Consider the following 20518-nt stretch of genomic DNA (forward strand, 5'->3'; position numbering starts at 1 on the left):
GCTTTCTTTTTTTACTCTATCGGCACTCCGTCCCTGGTTCTCGGAGCGAGCCACTTCATTAGCTTCCCCGGGTCCCTGGTTCTGATGATTATCGTTATCGGGCCGAGAGGGCTTTCCTCGTTGAAGTTTACCACGCCCGCATAGGCGGCCTGCTTGTTCACCCTGATGATTATCTCCTCGCCGAAGTAGCCCTCCTCAAGGAACGAGCGCGCGGTGTCAAGTATGGCCTGTCCGCGGAAGAGCTCGTAGAGCCTCTGAAGGGCCTTTCTGCTCCTCGTCTTTCCGGTGAGGATGACGTAGTCACCCCTATCGAAGGCCTCGAACTCCAGATCGTGAACCAGGTTCAGCATGGCCCTCTTGACCTTCTCGATGTCCTCCGTCGGATAAACGTAAGCCTCGACCTCAACCTCTTCGAAAAGTTCCTCAGTCATTCTCCCACCCAGAAGAAGCTCGCGGGAAGGCTTATAAACCCAACCGCCCAAATAGTTAGGGTGGCCTAATAGTGTTAGAGAACTTCGTGGCCGGTCTCGCGGAGTGGATACTGAGCATCTCGAACGGCGAGATAATGTGGGTTGCCTTCTACGCCGGGCTTTTCGTCGCACTGATGACTTCTCTCGGAGCCATGGTGGCGATATTCGCCAAAAACCTCCCCGAGGGAGGCGTTGACTTCGCGCTCAGCTTCGCCGCCGGGGTTATGATAGTTGCGGCCTTCACGAGCCTCATCCTGCCGGCGATAGAGAGCACCGGCTCCTTTGCACCCGCCGGAGTCGGAATAGCCCTCGGAGTACTGCTCATCTACGCCATAGACCGCGTTCTCCCCCACGAGCACCTCGTCAAGGGCTACGAGGGTCCGAAGTCCATGAAGAACAGGCTGAGAAAGGTCTGGCTCCTCGTCATAGCCGTGATAATCCACAACCTGCCCGAGGGAATGGCCGTCGGAACCTCGCTGGTCTACAACCTGGAGGTCGGCCTGGTAACCACCATAGCCATCGGAATCCAGGACTTCCCGGAGGGCACGGTCGTATCTCTTCCCCTGGCGACGATACAGAGGAAGCGCCTGCAGCCGATAGCGATGGGTGTGCTGAGCGGCTTCGCTGAGATGGCGATGGTTCTCCTCGGCGCGTACTTCTTCACCCTCTTCTCCTGGCTCTTGCCCTACGGCCTCGGTCTGGCGGGAGGGGCGATGCTCTACGTGACGGTCAAGGAGATGATACCGGAGATATACAGGGAAGAAAAGAGCGACACGCTGATAACCCTGGGATTCTTCCTGGGCTTCTACGTGATGCTTTTCCTCGACTCAATGCTCGGCTAAAATCCTGTCAACGAGCTCCCGCACTCTTTTCTCGTACTCTTCCCTGTCGCAGTCGTTCACTATCATGTGGTCTGCCATCGCGATGACGCTTCCTATTCCAAACTTCAGCTCCTTCCAGTCGCGCTCCTCGAAGTCCTCCCAGCTCTTGGGGTCGTCGTGTCTGCCCCTGGCCCTGAGCCTCTCGAAGCGAAGGTGCGGGGGTGTGTGAACGGCGAGTATTATTATCTCCTCATCAGGGAAGGCGCTCCTGAAGGTTCCGACCTCGTCGAGGGAGCGGACACCGTCTATGACGACGACCCTGCTGTCCTTTAGGAGGCGCCTCACCTTCTCCACCGTCAGTTTCGCGACGGCGTTCTGGCCTAGCTCCTGCCTCAGCCTTATGCTCACCTTGGCAACGTTCTCCTTGGTGAGTTCAAGTCCGCGCTTAGCGGTTTCCTCCCTCACGATGTCACCCATAGAAACGCTTGGAAAGCCCCTCCTCTCGAACTCCCTAACGATTCTGCTCTTTCCCGAACCCGGCATTCCAGTCACGATGATTATCATAGTGCCCACGCCAGAGTAAAAGGACGGGATTTAAAAGCTTGACCCTCACTTCAGGAAAGCATCGAGGGTTCCCTTCCGCGCTTTTTCCGCCTTTTTGGAGTCCTTTTTAGCACCCTTTGGCATTTCCACGCCGAAGTGCTTGAACAGTCCCTCGACAACCTTCATTCCTATACCCTCAACCTCCAGCAGGTCCCTAACCTTGGCGCGCATTATGTCCTCCTGTGTTCTGAAGCCCGCGTTGTAGAGGGCCCTAGCCCTCTTCCTTCCGATGTTCGGGAGCCTGACCAGCTCCAGGAGCTCCTCGCGAACGCCGTGGCGCAGACGGAGGTGCAGGTCTCTCAGGTAGTCCAGCACATCTTTTTCCGGACTGAAGAGCTTGTAAAGCTCGATTAGGGAGTACATGAGCCAGTCCGCAAGTTCGAGGATGCGGTAGAGGTCACCGGGGTCTATACTGTAGGTCTCGTAAATACGCGCCTCCGGAACCTCGTTTATCCAGTCGAGGAGGATTTTCGCGGTCTTGACCTCGCTGAGGAACGTCTGGAACCTGTAGTCTTCGTAGTAGGGGATGTTCGTATAGAGCTTCTCCTCAAACTCGTAGGCCAGGTCGAGGTAGTCCTCCATCTCGCGCTTTCTGGCGGTCAGCGTGGCCATGTCCGGCGTTGAGGCTATCAGCTGGAAGATTCCGAAGGGGTTGGGGTTCCTCTCGATGGCCGGAAAGGCGTCCTTGAATTTCTTGGCGGTGAGGGGGTCTATATAGAGCTGGGATGTGCGCTTTCCAAAAGGCAGGGGTATGAAGCGGTCGTTCATGTCCATGTCCACGAACTCGTTTTCTATGAGGAAGTAGACCACATCCTTCGCCTTGTACTCTATGGAACTGGTGTCCGTCCTCTGGTGGAAGTAGAAGGTCTTCTCAAGGAAGCTTATCAGCTCCCTGAAGCTTGAAACACTGAAGTTCGTTATTAGAGCCAGAACCTGACTCCTGAAGGCCTGCTCGTTGGCGAGCATCGAGAACAGCTTTTCAGGCTTCCCGTGGACGTACCGCTCCAAGAGCTTTCGGGGGTCTTCGGTTCTGGCAACTATTATGGCCTCCCCCACTTTATCGTACTTGGGCCTTCCAGCGCGCCCCATCATCTGCTGTATCTCAAGGACCGGGATGTCTGTCCAGCCGAAGCCGGCGTAGCGCTTGGTGTCACGGATTATGACGCGGAAGGCGGGCAGGTTTATTCCAGCGCTGAGGGTCGGCGTCGCTGTTATTACCTTAATCAATCCCTCACGGAAGGCATCTTCTATCATGGTCCTCTCAGCGCGGCTTAATCCCGCGTGGTGGAAGGCAACGCCGCCTCTGATGGCCCTTCCGAGCTTCTCGTTGGTGGGGTTTTCCTCCAGTGAGTCGGCCAGTTCCTTAAGCTGCCTCGTCTCCGGCTTCGTGAGGAGGCGGGATATTTTGGAGGACAGTGAGAGGGCCTCCTTCTCGGCAGAGCGACGGGTGTTGACGAAGACAAGTGCCTGTTTGCCCCTCTTGACGGCGTCAATCGCCAGGCTCTCCCAGTTCTCGGGGTAGCGGTCTATTCTACCGTCCTCCCAGAAAAGTTCTCCCAGGTGGAAGACGCCCTTCCTCAGCTCGACCGGACGCCAGTCGCTCACAACCAGTTCGGCGTTGAGCCACTCCGCCAGCTCCTCGGCGTTGCCGACGGTTGCGCTCAGGGCGAGTATCTGTGCCTTATCGAGCATGTGGGAGAGTATCATCTCAAGCGTCGCTCCCCTGTCGTAGGAGCCGATCAGGTGAACCTCGTCTGCAACGACGAGCTTGACGTCCCTTATCCAGCCCGAGCCGTGCCTCAGGAGTGAGTCGAACTTCTCGGAGGTGGCGATGATTATGTCGTACCTTCCGAGCCACTCATCGGTCGAGTCGTAGTCCCCCGTCGTTGCGGCCACGCGAATACCGAGAACCTCCCATGCCTTGAACTCCCGGTACTTTTCCTCCGCGAGGGCCTTCAGGGGGACGAGATAGACCGCCTTGCCGCCCTCCTTCAGGAGCTTGTTGACCATGACTATCTCGCTCACCAAGGTCTTTCCGCTCGCGGTGGGGATGGCCAGAACAAGGTTCTTCCCCTCAAGAACCCCGCTCTTCAGGGCTTCCGCCTGCGGCGGGTAGAGTTCGACTATGCCCCTCTCGACAATGACCCGCTTAACCCGCTCGTCTACCGGGAGTTCCTCAATCCGCATATCAATCACGAAAAATCTGGAGGATGCTTTATAGGTTTTTGGTTTCAGCTTAAGGAACCTACGAAAGAAACTCCTACGAAAAGCTTAAATGAGATGGGCGGCTAAATAAAGGCGTAAAGCCTTTCAGCGGTGGTGGAAAATGGTTAGGTCGTACGTTTTGTTGACTGTGGAAATTGGGAAGGTAGAAAGCGTTATAGAGGCCCTCAAACAGATACCCGGCGTTACGAGGGCGGACGCCGTCACCGGACCTTATGATGCTATAGTTCACATCGAGGCCAAGGACCTCGGTGAGCTTACCAGAAAGATACTCCACGACATACACAACATCGACGGCGTTATAGACACTACTACCGCCATAGTCGTGGAGATGGAAGAGGAGGAGTGATCACCTCTTTTTCTTCCTGGATTTGTGCTTCTTCTTGCCCCTGGCTTTAGCCTGGATTTTCCTGATTTCCCTGATCTTCTGGCCAAGCATCTTGAGGCTTTTCCCTTTAGGGTGCTTGCTTTCGAGACGGAGCATCCCTCTGAGCCTGTACTCCTCGTCCAGACCCGCCAGACGAGGGTTGAGCTTTGACTCATCCATCTCAACTACCTTCATGCCGAGGGCCCTTGCGGCGTCCGCTATCTCCTGAATTTTCGGACCGTCGACGGCGAATTCCTTCCCGATGGCCCTGCCGTATTTCCTGCTCAGCCGGGCATCGAGTTCGCTGGGCCACACCACGAACCGCTTCATTTCATCACCTAACAAGGTTTAAAAGAGGAGCCGTTAAAAACCCTTTTGGTGAGTCGTATGGAGACCTCCGTCCTCGAAAAATACCTCTTCGGGAAGGCCGAGAGGGGCGATACCGTTCTCATCGAGTACCGGCCGACGTATCCACTTGAAAAGCTCTCATGGGGATTCCTCATACCCGCCCTCCTTGAGAGAGGGAACGTCGTCATAGGGGACTTCTTCGGAATCGGTGACCTGCTCTTCAGGAACTATATCCGCAGGATTTCCGGCAAGGAGTACTCAGATGTTATCGAGCTCATAAAGAGAATAAAGGTCGTGAAGATAGGCCCAGGCTCCGCCAGCTACGGGGAGGTCATAGAGGAGGTCGTTCCCGTTTACGACTCCCACAGCTTCCTCAAGAACTACCATACCGTTGTCAACAGGATGACCCACTCCCCAACGAAGCCCGAGTACTTCGTGACCTTCGGGCTCTCCCACTACGTCCACTTTGGCGGGGACGAGGCCATGAAGGCCATAATGACCGGAATAAGCACCATACCCATGGAGGACTGGGTTGGAATACACTTTCTCAACGTCGAGGTGCTGAGCAAACACCATCTCGCCATGCTTGAGGAGATGGCCTCGATAGTGTTCCACGTATCCAACGAGGAGCTTATCGTAAAGAAGGGCGGTGAGATTTTTGATTCGAGAGGGGGATAGGGTCCTTCTGGTGGACAGAAGGGGTAAAAGGTACCTCGTGACGGTCTCAAACAGGGAGTTCCACACGGATCTGGGTATAATCAACCTCGGTGAGCTGGTGGAGAAGGACTACGGGGACAGCATAGCCAGCCACAAGGGAGAGGAGTTCAGGATACTGAAACCGGACGTCAACGACATAATAGCGAAGATGCGCCGCGGTCCCCAGATCGTCCATCCAAAGGACGCCGGCATAATCATCGCCTACGCCGGCATTTCTCCGGGGAACACGGTGATAGAAGCGGGGGTTGGAAGCGGTGCCCTCACGATATTCCTGGCGAACATAGTCGGCCCCCAAGGCAGGGTCATCAGCTACGAGCTCAGGGAAGACTTTGCGAAGATAGCGCAGAAGAACATTGAAATGGCCGGCTTCGCAGACAGGGTCACGATAAAGCTCAAGAACATCTACGACGGCATAGACGAGGAAAGCGCCGACCACATAGTTCTCGACCTCCCCCAGCCCGAGAACGTTCTCCCCCATGCGGTTGAGGTTTTGAAACCCGGTGGCTACTTCGTCGCCTACACACCGTGCACCAACCAGGTGCACCGCTTCTTCCAGGCGTTCCAGGAGTACAGGGAACACTTCTACAAGCCCAGGGTCGTCGAGGTTCTTGTCAGGGAGCATGAGGTCAAGAAGGAATGCATGAGGCCGAAGACGACAATGCTGGCCCACACAGGCTACATAACGTTCATCAGGAAGCTCTGAGCACATCCTCCGGATACATAACCTTTTCTTGAAAATTTATCATGAAAAACGTCTCACTCCGAAATCTATTCGCCCAGTTAAACTAAAGGTTAGCAACATCTTTATAAACACTTTTGGTTGCAAACCTTTAGATGTCCAAATTTGACCACCTGCACGGAGGTGTTCATCGTGTATAAAATCCTTGAGAAAAAAGAGATCGCCATGAGAAACACCTGGTACAAGATTCACGCGCCCCACGTTGCCAGAAAGGTTCAGCCCGGGCAGTTTGTCATCGTAAGGGCCTTCAAGAATGGCGAGAGGATTCCGCTCACACCAGTCATGTGGGACCCCGAGGAGGGCTGGATAGTTCTCATAGTCTTCACGAGGGGTAAAACTACAGCAAGGATGGCCGCGGAGCTGAAGGAGGGCGGCGAGATACTCAACGTCGCCGGTCCGCTCGGAAACCCCGCTGAGATGGAGAAGTTCGGGAAGGTACTCGCGATTGGAGCGTACACTGGAATAGTTGAGGTCTATCCCATAGCAAAGGCCTGGCAGGAGCTTGGGAACGACGTCACGACCCTCCACGTCACCTTCGAGCCCATGGTCGTCCTCAGGGACGAGCTTGAAAAGGCCGTGAGCAGGCATGTCGTCGAGACCGTTCCGATAGACCCGAACCTTGACTTCCCGGCCAACATGAAGAACGTCACGAAGAGGCTCGTCGGGAAGGTTCGCGAGATGCTGGAGAAGGAGAACTACGACCTTGTCTTCATGGTGGGCCCAACGGGGGACCAGAAGGCCGTCTTTGAGGTGGTTAAGGAGTTTGGCGTCCCGATGAAGGCTGACCTCCACCCGATAATGGTGGACGGAACGGGCATGTGCGGCGCCTGCCGTGTCACCGTCGGCGGCGAGGTCAAGTTCGCCTGCATAGACGGACCGGAGTTCGACGCCTACAAGATTCACTGGGACGAGCTGATAGCGAGGAGCGGCTACTACACGGACCTGGAGCAGAGGGCCATGCAGGAGTACATGAAGGCCCTCCAGGGGGGTGAGCAGTGATGGCCGTCAAGAGAAAGATCATCAAGGAGCGCGTTCCGACGCCGGAGAGGCCGGTGGAGGAGAGGATAAGGAGCTTTGACGAGGTCAACCTCGGCTACACCTTCGAGCTGGCCGTTAAGGAGGCCGAGCGCTGTTTGCAGTGCCCCTACAACTACGCGCCCTGTATCAAAGGCTGTCCCGTTCACATCGACATTCCAGGCTTCATAAGCAAGCTCGTCCAGTACCGCGACGACCCGGACAAAGCTGTTAAGGAGGCCCTCAACGTCATATGGGCCTGCAACTCGCTCCCAGCCACCACCGGTCGCGTCTGCCCGCAGGAGGACCAGTGTGAGATGAACTGTGTCATGGGCAAGGTCGGCGACAAGGTCAACATTGGCAAGCTTGAACGTTTTGTGGCCGACTACGCGAGGGAGAAGGGAATCGATGAAGAACTCCTCTTCGAGATGGTGCCGAGGATAGAGAAGAAGGGGCAGAGCGTTGCAATCATTGGAGCTGGCCCCGCTGGACTCACCGCTGCCGGCGAGCTGGCCAAGCTCGGTTACGACGTCACAATCTACGAGGCCCTCCACGAGCCTGGAGGAGTTCTGATGTACGGAATTCCGGAGTTCAGGCTCCCGAAGAGCATCGTCGAGAGCGAGATAGACAAGCTCAGGAAGCTCGGGGTTAAGATTCTCACAGACCACATCGTCGGCAAGACCGTCACCATCGAGGAGCTCCTTGAGGAATACGACGCCGTCTTCATCGGCTCCGGAGCTGGAACGCCGAGGCTCATCAACGCACCGGGCATAAACCTCAACGGAATCTACACCGCCAACGAGTTCCTCACCAGGGTAAACCTCATGAAGGCCTACCTCTTCCCCGAGTACGACACACCGGTCAAGGTGGGGAAGCGCGTTGTGGTCATCGGTGCCGGAAACACGGCAATGGACGCTGCTCGCTCAGCGAGGCGCTTTGGAGCGGAGGTTATCATAGCTTACCGCCGCGGTCCGGAGGACGTCAGCGCAAGGATCGAGGAGGTCGAGCACGCCAAGGAAGAGGGCATCAAGTTCGAGTTCTTCGTGAACCCTGTCGAGTTCATCGGCGATGGAAAGGGCAACCTCAAGGCGGTTAAGTTCGAGAAGATGCGCCCGCTGGAGGAGCGCGACAAACGCGGAAAGAGAAAGATAGAGCCAACCGGCGAGTACGTGGAGATAGAGGCCGAGACCGTCATCATAGCCATCGGAAAGCACCCGAACAGGCTCATCATCAACACGCCCGGCCTGAAGGTCGAGCGCGGAAGGATAGTGGTGGACGAGAACCTGATGACCAGCATTCCGGGAGTCTTCGCTGGCGGTGACGCGATAAGGGGAGAAGCAACGGTCATCCTCGCGATGGGCGACGGAAGGAGGGCCGCGAAGGCCATCCACGAGTACCTCACGAAGAAGAGGGAAGGGAACGCCTGAGTCTTTTCTTTCTTCCCTATCCCTCCTCCAACTACCACCCCGGTAGTTAACTTCTGCCCCGGAAGTTGCGACACTTTTATCAGCTCTCAAGAAAAATACTTTCCCGGCGATGAGGAGCCTAACGGTAGCTGACCCGTGATGAAGGGCATACTGGCCGAGCCGTTGTCTCGAAGAGTAAGCCAGCCACCTCCCAATTTGTGTGGGACAAAGTCAGGTGGAGGTTTGTCCCGCTACAAAACCCTCGTTTTGTCCGATTTCAGCCGTCCATCTCAGCGGAGATCTTGCGCACCACCTCGTCTACAATGCTTCCTTTGAAGTACATTTCAGAGACCCGGATGAAATAGTTGTACTTCATCTCCAGTTTCGGCCCTCGTATCACCACCCAAAACCGCGGCCGCTCTTCGATTACCTTCTCTAGAACTATGCGAACAATCGAAAGCCACCCAGTACTGTCATCTATAACAACATAGGTGTTTCTCAGTGTCCCGACGGCCGTAGGCGCCGCACTCTGAAACATATAATCGATATTAGAGACCATCTCCCTGTGGTCGCTGATAATCTTCTCTGGATCGAGTATGGGTCTGACTTCGTAATCGCGAGTAATAACCTTCAAGAATTCCAGGGCCTCACTCTCGACTGGCCTCGATTGGTTGAGACCAGTGCTGGATTTGTACCGAAGCAGGTACTCCGCCGTTTTTGGCTCGATCTCCGTGAGCTCCTGAAACATAAAATCAAAGAGGAAATGCGGGCCGATGAGATAGTAAGTGCCAAAACCCAGCCAGCTGGCATAGAATTTCAGCCTGTCCTTGTGATATTTCCTCCGAATCGCCTTTTCAAAGGGGGTTATATCGATGCTGAGGAGAGAGATTAACACCGTGGCCGCGAGATAACCAACAACTCCCGCCTCGAGGTTTGCCGTAGTTGCTTTGAGGTATTTGAGAGCCTCAACCCACCAGATCGAGAGCAATTTATAGAAGAGGAGGTACAGAACAACGGCAGGGAAGAGGAGCCGCTCGAACTCTTTGAGGGCATCTAAAACCCACACGGAAAATGGAATCTTTATGAAGAGTTTAGAGAGCTCTTCCCCTACTTCCCTGACTGCCTCGTCTATATCAGTCGAGGGCTTTTTCATCAAGCTGACGACCATCTTCTTGAGTGCCTTGAAAATCGCCTCCCGCTTCTCTTTCATCCGTCCCCTGCTTCTTCGTTTCAACCAGCCTCGGAAAAGCAGGTAGGCACCCACGAAAATAGTCAACACGAGAATCTTGAATATCGCAGTCCCCGAGGGAAGCAACAAAACAACGAGCAATATCAAGGAATAGTAAAAGAATACAGCCTGTGTCGTTTTTAGTGCGGTTGTGAGTTTTCGCCTATCCCCCGCTACGATTCCGGTGAGGCCAACAATCTCTTCCAAAACCACCTTGTTTTTCACCCTGTCTGTTTTTAATTATGTGTAGTTTATATCAGTATCTGTTGTCAATATCACCCATTTACACTCTACCTTCCATGCAAATTACTTCTTGCTTTCTTTTTGGTTTATCACTACTGATTCTTGGTGAAGTTTCCTTTCAGACTCTCGTTTGATGACAGGATCTAGTTGAGATGCCACCATTTCAAAACCTTTAGCTAATGAAAACATGGAACACTTGGGAACTTCAGTTTAGGAATCTCCAGAAGGAAATGTGAACTCACTTGAAATTGACGAAATAGATGCTGTATTGAAAAGATCGAAACTAATAAAAGCTGCATTTTATGAGGAAATAAATGGAGTCATGACAATGATCAAGGTGGGCGATGAAGACCTCTAGGGTATCTGAACGGTGATGATGGTCAAAGCCTGAGCTCACTCCTCTTCAATTTCCTCAATTTCTTCGAGAATTTCCTCGAACTCCTTGAAGTCCTCGCTCTTTGCCAGGAGTGTAACGAACTCGTCTATCTCCCTCTTCTCAAGGAAGGCTCCGGCCAGAAGCTTGCCGGTGTATCGGTTGTTCTTTATCTCCCAGAACATGTAGAACTCCGGGAAGTTCTCCTTAATCCTCCTGTAGGCAACGCCGTATTTCGAGTCCTTCAGCGGGTTCTGCTCGAGGTAGAAATGGCCCGGCTCAAGTTCTATCATGTGGAGAATCGCTCCCCTCTTGGTTTTCACGAGCTTTACCTTAACGTCCCACTCCTTCAGAACCTTCATGGCGAACACCGATGGAAATAGGGCGTCGAAATACTTAAGGGTTCCGAGCAAGGGAAGAGAAAAGTCAGGAAAACGCCTTCACAGGACGCCCTCAGAGGCTCTCAAGGTACTCGGCGTAAGCCTTGGCGTCCATGAGCTCCTTGAGCTCCTCGTCGAGGTTGCTCGGCTTGAGCTTGGCTATCCAGTTCTCGTAGGGATCCTCGTTGATAAGCTCCGGGGAGTCCTCAAGCTCCTCGTTGACCTCAACCACCTCGCCGCTGACCGGGGCGTAGACCTCGGAAACGGCCTTGACGCTCTCCAGCTCGCAGAGAACGTCGCCCTTGCTGACCTCTTTCCCGACCTCGGGAAGCTCGACGTAGGCGAGGTCGCCGAGCTCCTTCTGGGCGTAGTCGCTTATGCCAACGAGAACCGTTCCGTCCTCAAGAACCTGCGCCCACTCGTGGTCCTTTGTGTAGTAAAGGCCTTCCTTGACCTTGTATTCACCAACCTCAATCATGAGCATCACCGTTTCCCTCTAGAACCGCCGGAGATTTAAACCTTTCCATAACGAGCCTTCCCCGCTTGAGTCCCGGAAGGACAGCACAAAAACCCTCCATTTTTTCAGCTTTATCCGAAGGGATTTCACATTTTTTGCCAATATCTTTGCGTCTGCAAAATCGTTATAACCCTCCACGCCCTAAAATACCACATGAGCCGCGTTCCCTTCTACCTGAAGGAGAGGCTTGAGAGCCTAAGGGAGAGGGTTCTCCATGAGGAGTTCGAGGCCTCGAAGCTCCCATCGTGGGAGAGGGTTGTTCTGACGTGGGCGGTTCTGATGGCCTTCTGGTTCGTCATATCCGCAAGCTTGGAAATGAGAGACCTCGCCCTTGGCGCGGCCGTCACGCTGATGATAGCGGCCTTCATGCGCGACCTCCTGACTGAGGACATAAGGAGAAGCGGCCACATCCTGGAGAAGCTCCTCTACTTCGCCTTCATCTACCTCCCGCAGTACCTCGTGATAATGGCCTTCCGCCTGCTGGAGAGCAACCTGAAGGTGGCGAAGAACGTGATTTTCATGGACATCAACCCCGGCATAGTCAAGATAAAGACCGACCTGCACTCGGACACCGGGGTAACCATACTCGCCAACTCCATAACCCTCACCCCGGGAACCCTGACCCTCGACGTCAGCAAAAAGCTCGGTGAGACGTACCTCTACGTCCACTGGATAGATTTGGAGACCCTCAACCGCGAGAAGGCCGGAGAAAAGATAAAGGGGGACATCGAGGAATGGCTCAAGAAGGTCTTCTGGTGAGCGCCTTCTACGTGCTCATCTTCACGGCGATGCTGATAACATACCGCGTGGTTAGGGGGCCGACCCTGCCCGACAGGATAGTGGGCCTCAACACGATAACGACGAAGGTCGTAATCATAATAGCGGTCGTCTCGGTCATCAGGCGGGAGTACTACCTGGTGGACCTCGCGATAGTCCTGCTTATGGTGAACTCCGTTGGCGGGCTTATCCTGGCGAAGTACATGGAGAGGAGGAGCCATGCTTGAGGTTCTGCTGCTCCTGTTCGGTGAAGCCGTTATGGTGTTCGGGGCGCTGGGGATACTCCGCTTCCCAGATGTGTACACGAGGCTCCACGCGGCAAGCAAGTGCGACACCGGGGGTGCGATGAGCATAATCCTCTCGCTGATACTGATGATGGACGCCCCCGCGCTCGTGAGGGCCAAGTTCCTCGTGCTCGCTTTCCTCATTGCAATGATAAACCCGATGGTGAGCCACGCGATAGCGAGGGGAGCCTACAGGTACGGGGTAAAGCCAGAGGTAGTGGTGGACATGTATGCTTGGGACAATCCTTGACGTGGTCTTCATGGCGATGATACTGCTCGCTGTGGCGGTGGTTGAGGAGAAGAACCTGGTTAGTGCGCTCGTTAAGTACTCCCTCCTCAGCCTGCTCTTCGTCCTGGCCCTATTTGAGCTGAAGGCCCCCGATGTGGCCCTCTCGGCCATAGTCGTGGGGGCCATAGTGATAGGCGTCTTCCTGTTCACCATAGAGGAGGTGACCGGGTGAGGAGAGTTGCCCTGCCCCTCACACTGGCCCTCGGGGCAGTCCTGCTCAGACTGAGCTACGGGCCCCCGTACGGCGGAAGCTACTCCTACTACGTGGCCAACTGGGGCGAGATTGGGGTTCCCAACCTGGTCTCAGCAATCCTGGCCGGCTGGAGAGCCTACGACAGCCTCGGCGAGGCGAGTTTGCTCTTCACAGCGGTCATCGGCTTCTACCTGCTCCTCGGGGGGAAGAAGAAGTGAAGATGAGCACCGTCGTGAGGAGCACCACCAAGATGGTGAGCCCCTTCCTCGTCACCTACGCGGCATACCTCATGCTCTACGGCCATCTGAGCCCCGGCGGCGGCTTCCAGGGAGGGGTAATCCTGGCCGTCGCGGTCATACTCCTCATAACCTCGCACGGCTACCAGAAGGTCAGGAAGAGGTTCCACTTCAACTGGGCCAGCCTCATGGAGAGCTCAGCCGGAGCCATGCTGGTGATTTTGGGGCTGGTAGGGCTCTCCTTCGGCGCCTTTTACTCAAACTTCCTCCCCACCGAGGGGGGCGTAATCCTCCCCTTCAACGTTATCGTCGGCCTTGAGGTCGGTGCGGCGTTCACCTTCGTCTTCTACATACTGCTGAGGTGGGTGGAAAGTGATTAGCCCGGAGCAGGCGGGAGTTGTCATAATGCTCATTGGAATATACGGCCTGATGGCAAAGAGGGAGCCGGTGAAGCTGGTGCTCTCCATAAACATCGTCTCCCTCGGCCTGGTGCTCTTCTTCATCGGCCTGGCCTACGCCCCTGGAAAGGACGTCCCCATAATGCCGACCGACCCAGTTGACCCACTGCCTGCGACGCTGATGCTCACAACCCTCGTCGTTGACGTGGCCATAACATCGCTCGCCCTGGCGATAATAATCCGAATGGGGAGGGACGGCTCGTGATTCCCCTGATAACAGCTATTCCACTCCTCTTCGCCTTCACAATAGCGGTGCTGGACACCCTAAGGGTGAAGGGAGCCCCCATAAAGGCCGCCTTTCTTCTCGGTGCCGTTCTCCCGGCAGGGATCCCGCTCGTCCGGAACGGGACGGAGGTCGTCGGCGGCTGGAGCAGGGAGGCCGGGATAGAGGTTGGAATCGGCGAGGTCAACGGACCGTTTATAGCCGGTGAGCTCATACTCTTTACCGCAGTTGCCATCTACTCCCTCTCCTACTTCGACTTCAGGGACAGAAAGACGGCCAAGGCCCTCGCCCTGTTCCTGCTCATCCACGCGGGCCTACTGGGGGCGTTCATCTCACTCGACTTCTTCAACTTCTACATCTACATGGAGATGGCCTCGGTTGGAGCATTCGCCCTGGTGGCGTTCTCCGAAGAGCCCGGCTCCAGAAGGGCGGCCTTCAAGTACCTCATTCCCTCACTCCTCGCCTCGTACATGTTTATCTTCGCGGTGGGCTTGATATACATGGAAACCGGGTACCTGAACGTGGACATCGTTGCCGAAGCGGCCAATCCAAGCAGGGAGCTCAGCGCCGCCCTTGGGATAGCCTTCGCCTCGCTCCTCCTCAAGGCGGGCATCTTTCCCCTTCACGGCTGGCTTCCCGATGCACATTCCGTCGCCCCAACTCCGGCGAGTGCATTGCTGAGCGGAGCCGTGGTGAAAGCTCCCGCCTACGGGATGATACTCCTGTTCTCAGCCCTCCCCCTCGGGGAAGCCATCAAAACGGTTGGAATGGCGATAGCGGCGGCTTCAATTTTCTTCGGCATAGGTATGATGATTTTTCAGAGGGATGCAAAACGCTTTCTCGCGTATTCCACGGTCTCCCAGATGGGCTACGTGCTCCTTGGAATTGCGAGCATGAACTTTACGGAGGCGGCATACTACGCGATGGCCCACTCCATCTTCAAGGGCGGTCTCTTCCTGGGTATTGGAAGCCTCGGAAGGAAGAGCAGAAAACTCGGTGAGTTCGGCTACAGGGGCGCGCCGGTGATGGCGTTCTCGGTGCTTGCCCTGAGCCTCGCCATAGGAGGGGTTTCGCCTTTCATCGGGGCGTACGCCAAGGGCCTCATCTCCTCCGGCCTCTCAGGGAACTGGAGTCTGGTGGTTCCGCTCGGAACCGTCGGGACGCTCGTGTCATTCACCAAGCTTAACCACTATCTGCTGAAGGGAAGCCCCGGGAAACTCAGAACGGCATGGAAGCTCTCCACCTCGGCCCTCGCCGTTGCAGCTCTTGGCCTTGGCATTTACCTCGGTGCAAAGGTTAAACCAGCCGATTTCATATACCTGGCAGTATCTGCGGCAATTTTCCTCGCTCTCCGGGAGCTGGGACTCTTTGACAGGGAAATAAAGGCGAAACCGGCTGAAGTCGGGAGGGAAATAAACGTCCTGACGGCGGTCTTTGTGAGTGTTATGCTGGCGCTGCTCCTACTCCAGCGGCCTTAGGACGACCTCCCTCACAACGTCCAGCGCCTCCAGCTCCTCCCGGAGTTCTTCGAGGGTGCCGCTCATCCCGCTCACGTCTATGACCGCGACTATGCCGGCCAGGCCGATGGAGGATAGCTCCTCCGACTCGCTGAAGAGTATGTTGGCCCCGTGTTTTCCGAAGAGTCCGCTTATCCTCGCCAGCACACCGGGTCTGTCCTCAACGACCAGCTCGACCTCCACAAGCTTCTTTCCTGGAAGCGCTATCCTCTCCATGTGAACCTCGTTGAGGTCGGTGTCTATCTCAAGAAGGAAATACGCTCCCTCCACCATCCCCAGCTCGTAGGCATAGTCCATGGGAAGCTCAACCCTGCCGTTCTCACGTATCCGGACTATCTCGTAGTGCCTCATGATTAGAGCTAACACTTCGAACAATAAAAGCCTTGTCTGGCGGAAGAATTATTAACCTGCCCGCCGTAGGAGGCCAATATGGAAATCATCGGATACGTCTTTGTGATCATTGCATTCGCGAGGCTACTCGCTGAAGGCTTTGAGAGGCTTGGCTATCCGGGATTCCTCGGCGAGATAACCGCGGGAATGATACTCAGCGCCGTCCTCGTTGAGATGCCGCGGGACCAGATGCTCCTCATGGCGGAGCTCGGCCTTTTCTTCCTGATGATCTCAGCCGGCCTTGAGGTAACACCGGAGGAGCTCCACTACGCAGGAAAGAAGACACTGCCCCTCTACGTAATCACCTATGCGACCATGTTACTGGTCACGCTGCCCTTTACGGGGTGGCAGTTGAACTCCGATGCATTCATAGTGGCCGCGATAATATCAACGGCATCAGCCCCCATAGTTCTCCGCCTGAAACGCTTCTTCGGTGAGGACTTCATCCACGTTGCCCTCTCCTACGCGGTCATAAGCGAGATAATGAGCCTCTTCATAGTCTACGTAATGGTCAGGATACACGAGAACCCGGGAAACTACACGCCCGTTGTCGAAAGCCTGGTGAAGGATGCGGTTTTCATAGGCATCCTCATGTACATCAACTACATCATCGGAATAAGGCATAAGGTGAGGATAATACGCTTCCTCCGGAGGCTGAAGAGCGATGAGGCCGTCTTCGGTCTCTTTATGGTACTCTCAACGTCCCTGGCATTCATCAGCGATGAGATAGGCTTACATTTCAGTATCGGGGGATTTATGGCAGGTCTAATGATGCACAGCGATCTCGTCGGAACTAAGCAGTACGACAGACTGACCACCATCGTGAGCGGCGTTACCTACGGAATCTTCGCCCCGATATTCTTCGCTTGGCGCGGGCTGAACTTCGAGACCGAGCTCTCCTTCGTGGTCATTGAGTTCTTCCTCCTGGTTTACGCGGTCAGGCTGGTGCTCTCGTCCCTCATAGTCAGGCACAACGATGTCCCCACCTCCGTCGTGAGGGGAGCAGGGATAGCCAGCTTCGGTGTTTTGGGCCTGCTTGTGGGCGAGATAGGTTTTGTCTCCGGCGTTTTAAGCCAGCACATGTACGCCATGGCGTCCCTCGCCAGCGTGCTCGGAATATTCACCTCGGCAACACTGGGCAGGGCCATCAACCATTATCAATCAAAAGGGCTTAAAAGGGAGGCTTAGACGTAATTATGCCCTGTACACCGCCGTTGAAAGCCAAAGTTACCTCTGACTCGTTCTTTCCGATATAGCGAAACGTTTTTAAGCCTGCCCCAGAGTAGCGAGTAGATGAATCGCGGGTTTAGTCTATAATCGTCTAACGAGTGAGAAAAGAAAGGAGGAAGCTGAGATGAGCTGGACAACCCCAAAGAGGGCCTTTATAGGAGCTGCCTCCGCGGAGGGAGGTACTAAGCTCAACGCCTTTGATAACGCACTCCTCAAGCTCGGCATAGGCAACGTAAACCTCGTCAAGCTGAGCAGCGTCATACCAGCCCACATTGAGTGGATTGACGAGGTACACGACGTCCCCATAGGGATGCTCCTGCCCACTGTCTATGCCCATATCGAGAGCGACGAGCCGGGGATGACAATAAGCGCGGCCCTTGGAATAGGCATCAGCGAGAACAACGAGGGCGGCCTCATCTATGAGTACGCCGGATACTGCACCAAGGAGGAGGCCGAGGAAATGGTCAGGAAGATGGTCGAGGAAGGCTTCGCCATGCGCGGCTGGAAGCTGGCCGAGTTCAAGGTTGCCAGCGCGAGCATAACGGTCGGAGAGAAACCCGCCGCGGCCATAGCCGCTGTCGTGATGTTCCCCTACTGAGCTCCATCAATCCTTTTTATATCCCTCAGAACGAACCACTTCCCCCTTTTCTCAAAAAGGACGTTGTATTTGGTACCTCCAAAAATCGCCCAGATTTGAACGAATTCGCTTCCATTGAGAATATACTCATTCGCCCATAGAATTTCAAAGCCCATATCCCGAAGGAATTCCACGGGGGACGTCCTGAGAAGTACTCTGAAACGTGAACCACCGAACGTTTTCTCAAGAAAGCTCATAATCTCCAGAAAGACCATGTAGGGGTTCAAATCCTCAAGGGGGTACATGAATTTAATTGAATCGCCATCTTCAAACGCCAGTGGATGTCTGCTCCCATTGAAGGTTACCAGGGAGAGATTTACGGCGGGCTCTTCTTCGGAGAACGTTATTTCACCCACAACATGTGGAATGCCGTACTTCATATCCTTGCGTACCTCCGGCACAGAGTCCTCGAGGAACTTTATAAGCTCCTTATGGACTTTCTCCCATTTCATCGTCTAAACTTTTTACGCATATTTATAAAAATATCCCCGCGTTCGCAGACCTCAAGGTTTAAAACCCAACGCCCTACCTAAGGGCGGTGGGACACATGGGATTCAACGAGAAGGAGAGGGCGTTTATAGAATGGTATCCTCGCGGTTACGGGGTTGGATTCAAGGTAAAGGAGAGGCTCTTTGAAACCCAAACAAAGTATCAGAGGCTTGAACTGTACGAAACCGAAGGGTTCGGCAAGCTCCTCGTTCTCGACGGGACTGTCCAACTGGTCGAGGTCGGCGAGGAGAGCTATCACGAACCGCTGGTTCATCCCGTCATGCTCGCCCATCCGAATCCCAGAAGGGTGCTCATCATCGGGGGCGGCGACGGTGGAACTCTCAGGGAGGTCCTGAGACACGACACCGTTGAAAGGGCCACGATGGTCGAGATAGACGAGATGGTCATAGAAGTGTCGAAGATATACATGAACGTCGCCAGGGGGGCCTTCGAAGATCCGAGGACAGAGCTCATCGTCGGTGACGGGGTGGAGTATCTGAGGGAAACCGATGAAAGCTTTGACGTCATAATAGTGGACTCCACCGACCCGGTTGGACCTGCAAAGCTCCTTTTCAGCGAGGAGTTCTACCGCTCGGCCTACGAAAAGCTGAACGAGAAAGGGCTCTACATCACCCAGGCGGGGAGCGTTTACCTCTTCACCAACGAGCTCCTCGATGCTTACAGGGCGATGAAGAAGGTCTTCGACAGGGTTTACTACTTCAGCTTCCCGGTGATAGGCTACGCCTCGCCCTGGAGCTTTCTGGTGGGCGTCAAAGGGGAAATTGACTTCATGAAGGTGGACCTAGAGAGGGCCAAAAAGTTCGACCTCTACTACTACGACCCGGAGAGGCACGAGACGCTCTTCCAGATGCCGAAGTACGTCAGGGACCTCCTTAAGAGGGCCTGACGGCATTTTTACCCCCTTCTCGGTGCATAGAAAAGGCTTATGAGGTTTCGTCCCCAATATCCCTGGGGGTTATCATGCGGATTGAAGAGCTCACCTGGCCCGAGTTTGAGGAGCTGAAGAGGCGGGTTGACACGGTTATCCTCCCCGTCGGGAGTATCGAGGCACACGGGAGACACCTGCCCCTGGGAACCGATGTTTTCGCCCCGCTTGAGATAGCCCGCAGGGTTGAAGAAAGGCTCAGGGGAATGAGAATGGAAGTTCTCATAGCCCCACCGGTGTGGTACGGGCACACCTTTGTCCTCGATGTATACCCAGGAACCATAAACGTCGGCTCAGACGCCCTGAAAGCCTACGTTCGGGAGATACTGCGTGAGTTCGCAGCCGAGGGCTTTAAGAGAATCGTCCTCCTCAACGGTCATGGCGGCAACCACTCCCCGCTTCTTCTAGCTGTGGAAGAGGTGGCGGGGGCGTTTCCTGGAGTGGAAATCTGGCTCATAAACTGGTGGCTGGACTTCAGAGAGGACATACTCAGCATATGCTCCAGCCAGGGACACGCGGGCCAGGACGAAACGTCGGTGATGCTGGCCATAAGGCCCGAGCTCGTGAGGATGGAGGAGGCCAACGGGGAGAGGAGAACATCGAGGGTGAGGGTAATCAGGAAGGACATCGGAAGGGAGCTATTCCCGGACGGAGTGAACGACGACCCGTCCCTTGCGACTGCCGAGAAAGGTGAGGCAATTCTGAGCGTTGTTAGCGAAAAGATAGCCCGACTCATAGCGGGGGAGAAGTAATGGGGCACGAAGAAGTTTTGGAGGAACTGGATAGGCGTATAAAACGCCTGCAGGCCGAGGTGGAGCTGGCCGAGGAGAGACTCCGCTACCTGGATGAGATAGGCGCCCCGTCGAGATACAGAACCCTGCAGAGGAAGGACAACTCGGTCTACTACCTCCTTCTTATGGCAGTCTGGGTGCTCCTCGGCTTTCTCGCCCTGATGGCCATCAGCCACAGGCTACCCTACGGTTTCAGCTTTCCTCTGCTCCCTTACGTCCTCATCGTGCTCCTGGTGATAGTGCTACCTCTTGCATACTACTACCTGAGCCGGCGCGAGGAACCGAAGACGCCCATGGACGAGCTTGAGGAGAGGGAAAGGCTCGCCAAACTCGCGCTTTCTCTGTTTTACCTGCCGCTGAGGGAGGCCATCGAGAAGGAGGACCGGAGGAAAATTGAGGAGCTGGCGGAGGATCTACTAAACAACCCGATTCTGGCGGAGGCCATCGAGAGAACCAACGAGGGGGATCCGAAAGCCATGGCCTACGGCCTCTATCTCTACGCCACCTACCGTCCGGAGCTTGAGGGGGAGGTACGGGAGGCCCTAAGGATGGTCAACAACAAGCCCATCAGGGCGCTCCTCAAAGAGCTCGTCGAGGGCTAAGGTTATA

28 protein-coding genes are annotated in these 20518 nt (G+C 55.1%); 19 read left to right on the plus strand and 9 right to left on the minus strand.

The annotated features are described in order from the left end of the window. Positions 1–11: 11 nt before the first annotated feature. Complete coding sequence (locus E3E37_RS04925) at positions 12–431, minus strand: RNA-binding domain-containing protein (RefSeq protein ID WP_088865128.1); 420 nt, start codon at positions 429–431, stop codon at positions 12–14. Positions 432–502: 71 nt separating this feature from the next. Between E3E37_RS04925 and E3E37_RS04930 the strand changes: the two genes are divergently transcribed. Further along, positions 503–1312, plus strand: a complete 810-nt coding sequence (locus tag E3E37_RS04930; protein ID WP_167715520.1) for a ZIP family metal transporter — start codon at positions 503–505, stop codon at positions 1310–1312. On the opposite strand, the gene E3E37_RS04935 is transcribed toward E3E37_RS04930, so the two are convergent. Further along, positions 1298–1855, minus strand: coding sequence for a dephospho-CoA kinase (locus tag E3E37_RS04935; RefSeq protein ID WP_088865130.1), 558 nt, complete (start codon positions 1853–1855; stop codon positions 1298–1300). The two genes, E3E37_RS04930 and E3E37_RS04935, sit on opposite strands and share 15 nt — an antisense overlap. 45 nt (positions 1856–1900) lie before the next feature. After that, positions 1901–4081 carry an ATP-dependent DNA helicase gene (locus E3E37_RS04940; protein WP_167716264.1) on the minus strand — a complete coding sequence of 727 codons (2181 nt, stop codon included), beginning with the start codon at positions 4079–4081 and terminating at the stop codon, positions 1901–1903. Between the two features lie 139 nt (positions 4082–4220). Between E3E37_RS04940 and E3E37_RS04945 the strand changes: the two genes are divergently transcribed. Continuing rightward, positions 4221–4466 carry an Lrp/AsnC family transcriptional regulator gene (locus tag E3E37_RS04945; RefSeq protein WP_088865137.1) on the plus strand — a complete coding sequence of 82 codons (246 nt, stop codon included), beginning with the start codon at positions 4221–4223 and terminating at the stop codon, positions 4464–4466. Here the strand turns inward: E3E37_RS04945 and E3E37_RS04950 are convergent, their stop codons facing one another. Continuing rightward, entirely contained in the window at positions 4467–4814 is a 348-nt protein-coding gene (locus E3E37_RS04950) for a signal recognition particle protein Srp19 (protein ID WP_088865138.1), read from the minus strand. It abuts the gene before it with no gap. Positions 4815–4871: 57 nt separating this feature from the next. On the opposite strand from E3E37_RS04950, the gene E3E37_RS04955 reads away from it, so the two are divergent. The 4 genes from E3E37_RS04955 (at position 4872) to gltA (ending at position 8729) form a co-directional block, all read left to right on the plus strand. Continuing rightward, positions 4872–5510 carry a DUF257 family protein gene (locus tag E3E37_RS04955; RefSeq protein ID WP_088865139.1) on the plus strand — a complete coding sequence of 213 codons (639 nt, stop codon included), beginning with the start codon at positions 4872–4874 and terminating at the stop codon, positions 5508–5510. Then, a complete protein-coding gene (locus E3E37_RS04960) occupies positions 5491–6252 on the plus strand; it encodes a tRNA (adenine-N1)-methyltransferase (protein WP_088865140.1) in 762 nt (253 codons plus the stop codon). The genes E3E37_RS04955 and E3E37_RS04960 overlap by 20 nt, the downstream gene beginning before the upstream one ends. Before the next feature lie 168 nt (positions 6253–6420). Then, the gene (locus tag E3E37_RS04965) at positions 6421–7287 is read left to right on the plus strand and encodes a sulfide/dihydroorotate dehydrogenase-like FAD/NAD-binding protein (RefSeq protein WP_167715522.1); all 867 of its coding nucleotides are present in this window, start codon (positions 6421–6423) and stop codon (positions 7285–7287) included. Beyond that, positions 7287–8729: an NADPH-dependent glutamate synthase gene (gene gltA / locus E3E37_RS04970; protein WP_167715524.1), complete on the plus strand. Its 1443-nt coding sequence runs from the start codon at positions 7287–7289 to the stop codon at positions 8727–8729. The genes E3E37_RS04965 and gltA overlap by 1 nt, the downstream gene beginning before the upstream one ends. A 256-nt stretch (positions 8730–8985) precedes the next feature. Here gltA and E3E37_RS04975 read toward each other — a convergent pair whose 3' ends face one another. The 3 genes from E3E37_RS04975 to gcvH all read right to left on the minus strand — a co-directional run bounded on the left by E3E37_RS04975 (position 8986) and on the right by gcvH (position 11410). Further along, the gene (locus E3E37_RS04975; RefSeq protein ID WP_167715526.1) at positions 8986–10149 is read right to left on the minus strand and encodes a hypothetical protein; all 1164 of its coding nucleotides are present in this window, start codon (positions 10147–10149) and stop codon (positions 8986–8988) included. Between the two features lie 423 nt (positions 10150–10572). After that, a complete protein-coding gene (locus tag E3E37_RS04980; RefSeq protein ID WP_167716266.1) occupies positions 10573–10914 on the minus strand; it encodes a hypothetical protein in 342 nt (113 codons plus the stop codon). Positions 10915–11005: 91 nt separating this feature from the next. After that, entirely contained in the window at positions 11006–11410 is a 405-nt protein-coding gene (gene gcvH, locus E3E37_RS04985) for a glycine cleavage system protein GcvH (RefSeq protein WP_088865145.1), read from the minus strand. 192 nt (positions 11411–11602) lie between these two features. Between gcvH and E3E37_RS04990 the strand changes: the two genes are divergently transcribed. The 8 genes from E3E37_RS04990 to E3E37_RS05025 are packed head-to-tail and all read left to right on the plus strand — an operon-like array spanning position 11603 to position 15387. After that, positions 11603–12208: a Na+/H+ antiporter subunit E gene (locus tag E3E37_RS04990; protein WP_167715529.1), complete on the plus strand. Its 606-nt coding sequence runs from the start codon at positions 11603–11605 to the stop codon at positions 12206–12208. Further along, positions 12184–12453 carry a monovalent cation/H+ antiporter complex subunit F gene (locus tag E3E37_RS04995; RefSeq protein ID WP_167715531.1) on the plus strand — a complete coding sequence of 90 codons (270 nt, stop codon included), beginning with the start codon at positions 12184–12186 and terminating at the stop codon, positions 12451–12453. Before E3E37_RS04990 ends, E3E37_RS04995 begins: the two co-directional genes overlap by 25 nt. Continuing rightward, positions 12446–12760 (plus strand): monovalent cation/H(+) antiporter subunit G, encoded by a 315-nt coding sequence (gene mnhG / locus E3E37_RS05000; protein WP_088865148.1) that lies wholly within the window; start codon positions 12446–12448, stop codon positions 12758–12760. Before E3E37_RS04995 ends, mnhG begins: the two co-directional genes overlap by 8 nt. After that, the gene (locus tag E3E37_RS05005; protein ID WP_088865149.1) at positions 12741–12971 is read left to right on the plus strand and encodes a hydrogenase subunit MbhD domain-containing protein; all 231 of its coding nucleotides are present in this window, start codon (positions 12741–12743) and stop codon (positions 12969–12971) included. The genes mnhG and E3E37_RS05005 overlap by 20 nt, the downstream gene beginning before the upstream one ends. Next, entirely contained in the window at positions 12968–13210 is a 243-nt protein-coding gene (locus E3E37_RS05010) for a hypothetical protein (RefSeq protein ID WP_167715533.1), read from the plus strand. Before E3E37_RS05005 ends, E3E37_RS05010 begins: the two co-directional genes overlap by 4 nt. Next, positions 13207–13608, plus strand: a complete 402-nt coding sequence (locus E3E37_RS05015) for a Na(+)/H(+) antiporter subunit B (RefSeq protein WP_167715535.1) — start codon at positions 13207–13209, stop codon at positions 13606–13608. Before E3E37_RS05010 ends, E3E37_RS05015 begins: the two co-directional genes overlap by 4 nt. Continuing rightward, positions 13601–13891 (plus strand): cation:proton antiporter subunit C, encoded by a 291-nt coding sequence (locus E3E37_RS05020; protein WP_167715537.1) that lies wholly within the window; start codon positions 13601–13603, stop codon positions 13889–13891. Before E3E37_RS05015 ends, E3E37_RS05020 begins: the two co-directional genes overlap by 8 nt. After that, a complete protein-coding gene (locus tag E3E37_RS05025) occupies positions 13888–15387 on the plus strand; it encodes a proton-conducting transporter membrane subunit (protein WP_167715539.1) in 1500 nt (499 codons plus the stop codon). Before E3E37_RS05020 ends, E3E37_RS05025 begins: the two co-directional genes overlap by 4 nt. On the opposite strand, the gene E3E37_RS05030 is transcribed toward E3E37_RS05025, so the two are convergent. After that, positions 15370–15777 carry an ACT domain-containing protein gene (locus E3E37_RS05030; protein WP_088865154.1) on the minus strand — a complete coding sequence of 136 codons (408 nt, stop codon included), beginning with the start codon at positions 15775–15777 and terminating at the stop codon, positions 15370–15372. The two genes, E3E37_RS05025 and E3E37_RS05030, sit on opposite strands and share 18 nt — an antisense overlap. 78 nt (positions 15778–15855) lie before the next feature. On the opposite strand from E3E37_RS05030, the gene E3E37_RS05035 reads away from it, so the two are divergent. Together E3E37_RS05035 and E3E37_RS05040 are read left to right on the plus strand one after the other, a co-directional pair. Then, the gene (locus E3E37_RS05035; protein WP_167715541.1) at positions 15856–17004 is read left to right on the plus strand and encodes a cation:proton antiporter; all 1149 of its coding nucleotides are present in this window, start codon (positions 15856–15858) and stop codon (positions 17002–17004) included. Positions 17005–17170: 166 nt separating this feature from the next. Further along, positions 17171–17644: a pyruvoyl-dependent arginine decarboxylase gene (locus E3E37_RS05040; protein ID WP_088865156.1), complete on the plus strand. Its 474-nt coding sequence runs from the start codon at positions 17171–17173 to the stop codon at positions 17642–17644. Here E3E37_RS05040 and E3E37_RS05045 read toward each other — a convergent pair. Continuing rightward, a complete protein-coding gene (locus tag E3E37_RS05045) occupies positions 17638–18135 on the minus strand; it encodes a hypothetical protein (protein WP_167715543.1) in 498 nt (165 codons plus the stop codon). The two genes, E3E37_RS05040 and E3E37_RS05045, sit on opposite strands and share 7 nt — an antisense overlap. Positions 18136–18230: 95 nt before the next feature. Between E3E37_RS05045 and speE the strand changes: the two genes are divergently transcribed. The 3 genes from speE (at position 18231) to E3E37_RS05060 (ending at position 20511) form a co-directional block, all read left to right on the plus strand. Next, positions 18231–19079, plus strand: coding sequence for a polyamine aminopropyltransferase (gene speE / locus E3E37_RS05050; protein WP_167716268.1), 849 nt, complete (start codon positions 18231–18233; stop codon positions 19077–19079). A 74-nt stretch (positions 19080–19153) separates the two neighbouring features. Continuing rightward, a complete protein-coding gene (locus E3E37_RS05055; protein ID WP_167715545.1) occupies positions 19154–19870 on the plus strand; it encodes a creatininase family protein in 717 nt (238 codons plus the stop codon). Beyond that, positions 19870–20511, plus strand: a complete 642-nt coding sequence (locus E3E37_RS05060) for a hypothetical protein (RefSeq protein WP_167715546.1) — start codon at positions 19870–19872, stop codon at positions 20509–20511. Before E3E37_RS05055 ends, E3E37_RS05060 begins: the two co-directional genes overlap by 1 nt. Positions 20512–20518 lie beyond the last annotated feature (7 nt).

The organism is Thermococcus sp. ES12, assembly GCF_012027515.1.
Taxonomy (GTDB): domain Archaea; phylum Methanobacteriota_B; class Thermococci; order Thermococcales; family Thermococcaceae; genus Thermococcus; species Thermococcus barossii.

Coding starts and splice junctions, on each gene's coding strand:
- E3E37_RS04925 (WP_088865128.1), bottom strand. CDS start 431: ATGACTGAGGAACTTTTCGAAGAGGTTGAGGTCGAGGCTTACGTTTAT.
- E3E37_RS04935 (WP_088865130.1), bottom strand. CDS start 1,855: ATGATAATCATCGTGACTGGAATGCCGGGTTCGGGAAAGAGCAGAATC.
- E3E37_RS04940 (WP_167716264.1), bottom strand. CDS start 4,081: ATGCGGATTGAGGAACTCCCGGTAGACGAGCGGGTTAAGCGGGTCATT.
- E3E37_RS04945 (WP_088865137.1), top strand. CDS start 4,221: ATGGTTAGGTCGTACGTTTTGTTGACTGTGGAAATTGGGAAGGTAGAA.
- E3E37_RS04950 (WP_088865138.1), bottom strand. CDS start 4,814: ATGAAGCGGTTCGTGGTGTGGCCCAGCGAACTCGATGCCCGGCTGAGC.
- E3E37_RS04955 (WP_088865139.1), top strand. CDS start 4,872: ATGGAGACCTCCGTCCTCGAAAAATACCTCTTCGGGAAGGCCGAGAGG.
- gltA (WP_167715524.1), top strand. CDS start 7,287: ATGGCCGTCAAGAGAAAGATCATCAAGGAGCGCGTTCCGACGCCGGAG.
- E3E37_RS04980 (WP_167716266.1), bottom strand. CDS start 10,914: ATGAAGGTTCTGAAGGAGTGGGACGTTAAGGTAAAGCTCGTGAAAACC.
- gcvH (WP_088865145.1), bottom strand. CDS start 11,410: ATGATTGAGGTTGGTGAATACAAGGTCAAGGAAGGCCTTTACTACACA.
- E3E37_RS04990 (WP_167715529.1), top strand. CDS start 11,603: ATGAGCCGCGTTCCCTTCTACCTGAAGGAGAGGCTTGAGAGCCTAAGG.
- E3E37_RS04995 (WP_167715531.1), top strand. CDS start 12,184: ATGGCTCAAGAAGGTCTTCTGGTGAGCGCCTTCTACGTGCTCATCTTC.
- mnhG (WP_088865148.1), top strand. CDS start 12,446: ATGCTTGAGGTTCTGCTGCTCCTGTTCGGTGAAGCCGTTATGGTGTTC.
- E3E37_RS05005 (WP_088865149.1), top strand. CDS start 12,741: ATGCTTGGGACAATCCTTGACGTGGTCTTCATGGCGATGATACTGCTC.
- E3E37_RS05030 (WP_088865154.1), bottom strand. CDS start 15,777: ATGAGGCACTACGAGATAGTCCGGATACGTGAGAACGGCAGGGTTGAG.
- E3E37_RS05035 (WP_167715541.1), top strand. CDS start 15,856: ATGGAAATCATCGGATACGTCTTTGTGATCATTGCATTCGCGAGGCTA.
- E3E37_RS05040 (WP_088865156.1), top strand. CDS start 17,171: ATGAGCTGGACAACCCCAAAGAGGGCCTTTATAGGAGCTGCCTCCGCG.
- E3E37_RS05045 (WP_167715543.1), bottom strand. CDS start 18,135: ATGAAATGGGAGAAAGTCCATAAGGAGCTTATAAAGTTCCTCGAGGAC.
- speE (WP_167716268.1), top strand. CDS start 18,231: ATGGGATTCAACGAGAAGGAGAGGGCGTTTATAGAATGGTATCCTCGC.
- E3E37_RS05055 (WP_167715545.1), top strand. CDS start 19,154: ATGCGGATTGAAGAGCTCACCTGGCCCGAGTTTGAGGAGCTGAAGAGG.
- E3E37_RS05060 (WP_167715546.1), top strand. CDS start 19,870: ATGGGGCACGAAGAAGTTTTGGAGGAACTGGATAGGCGTATAAAACGC.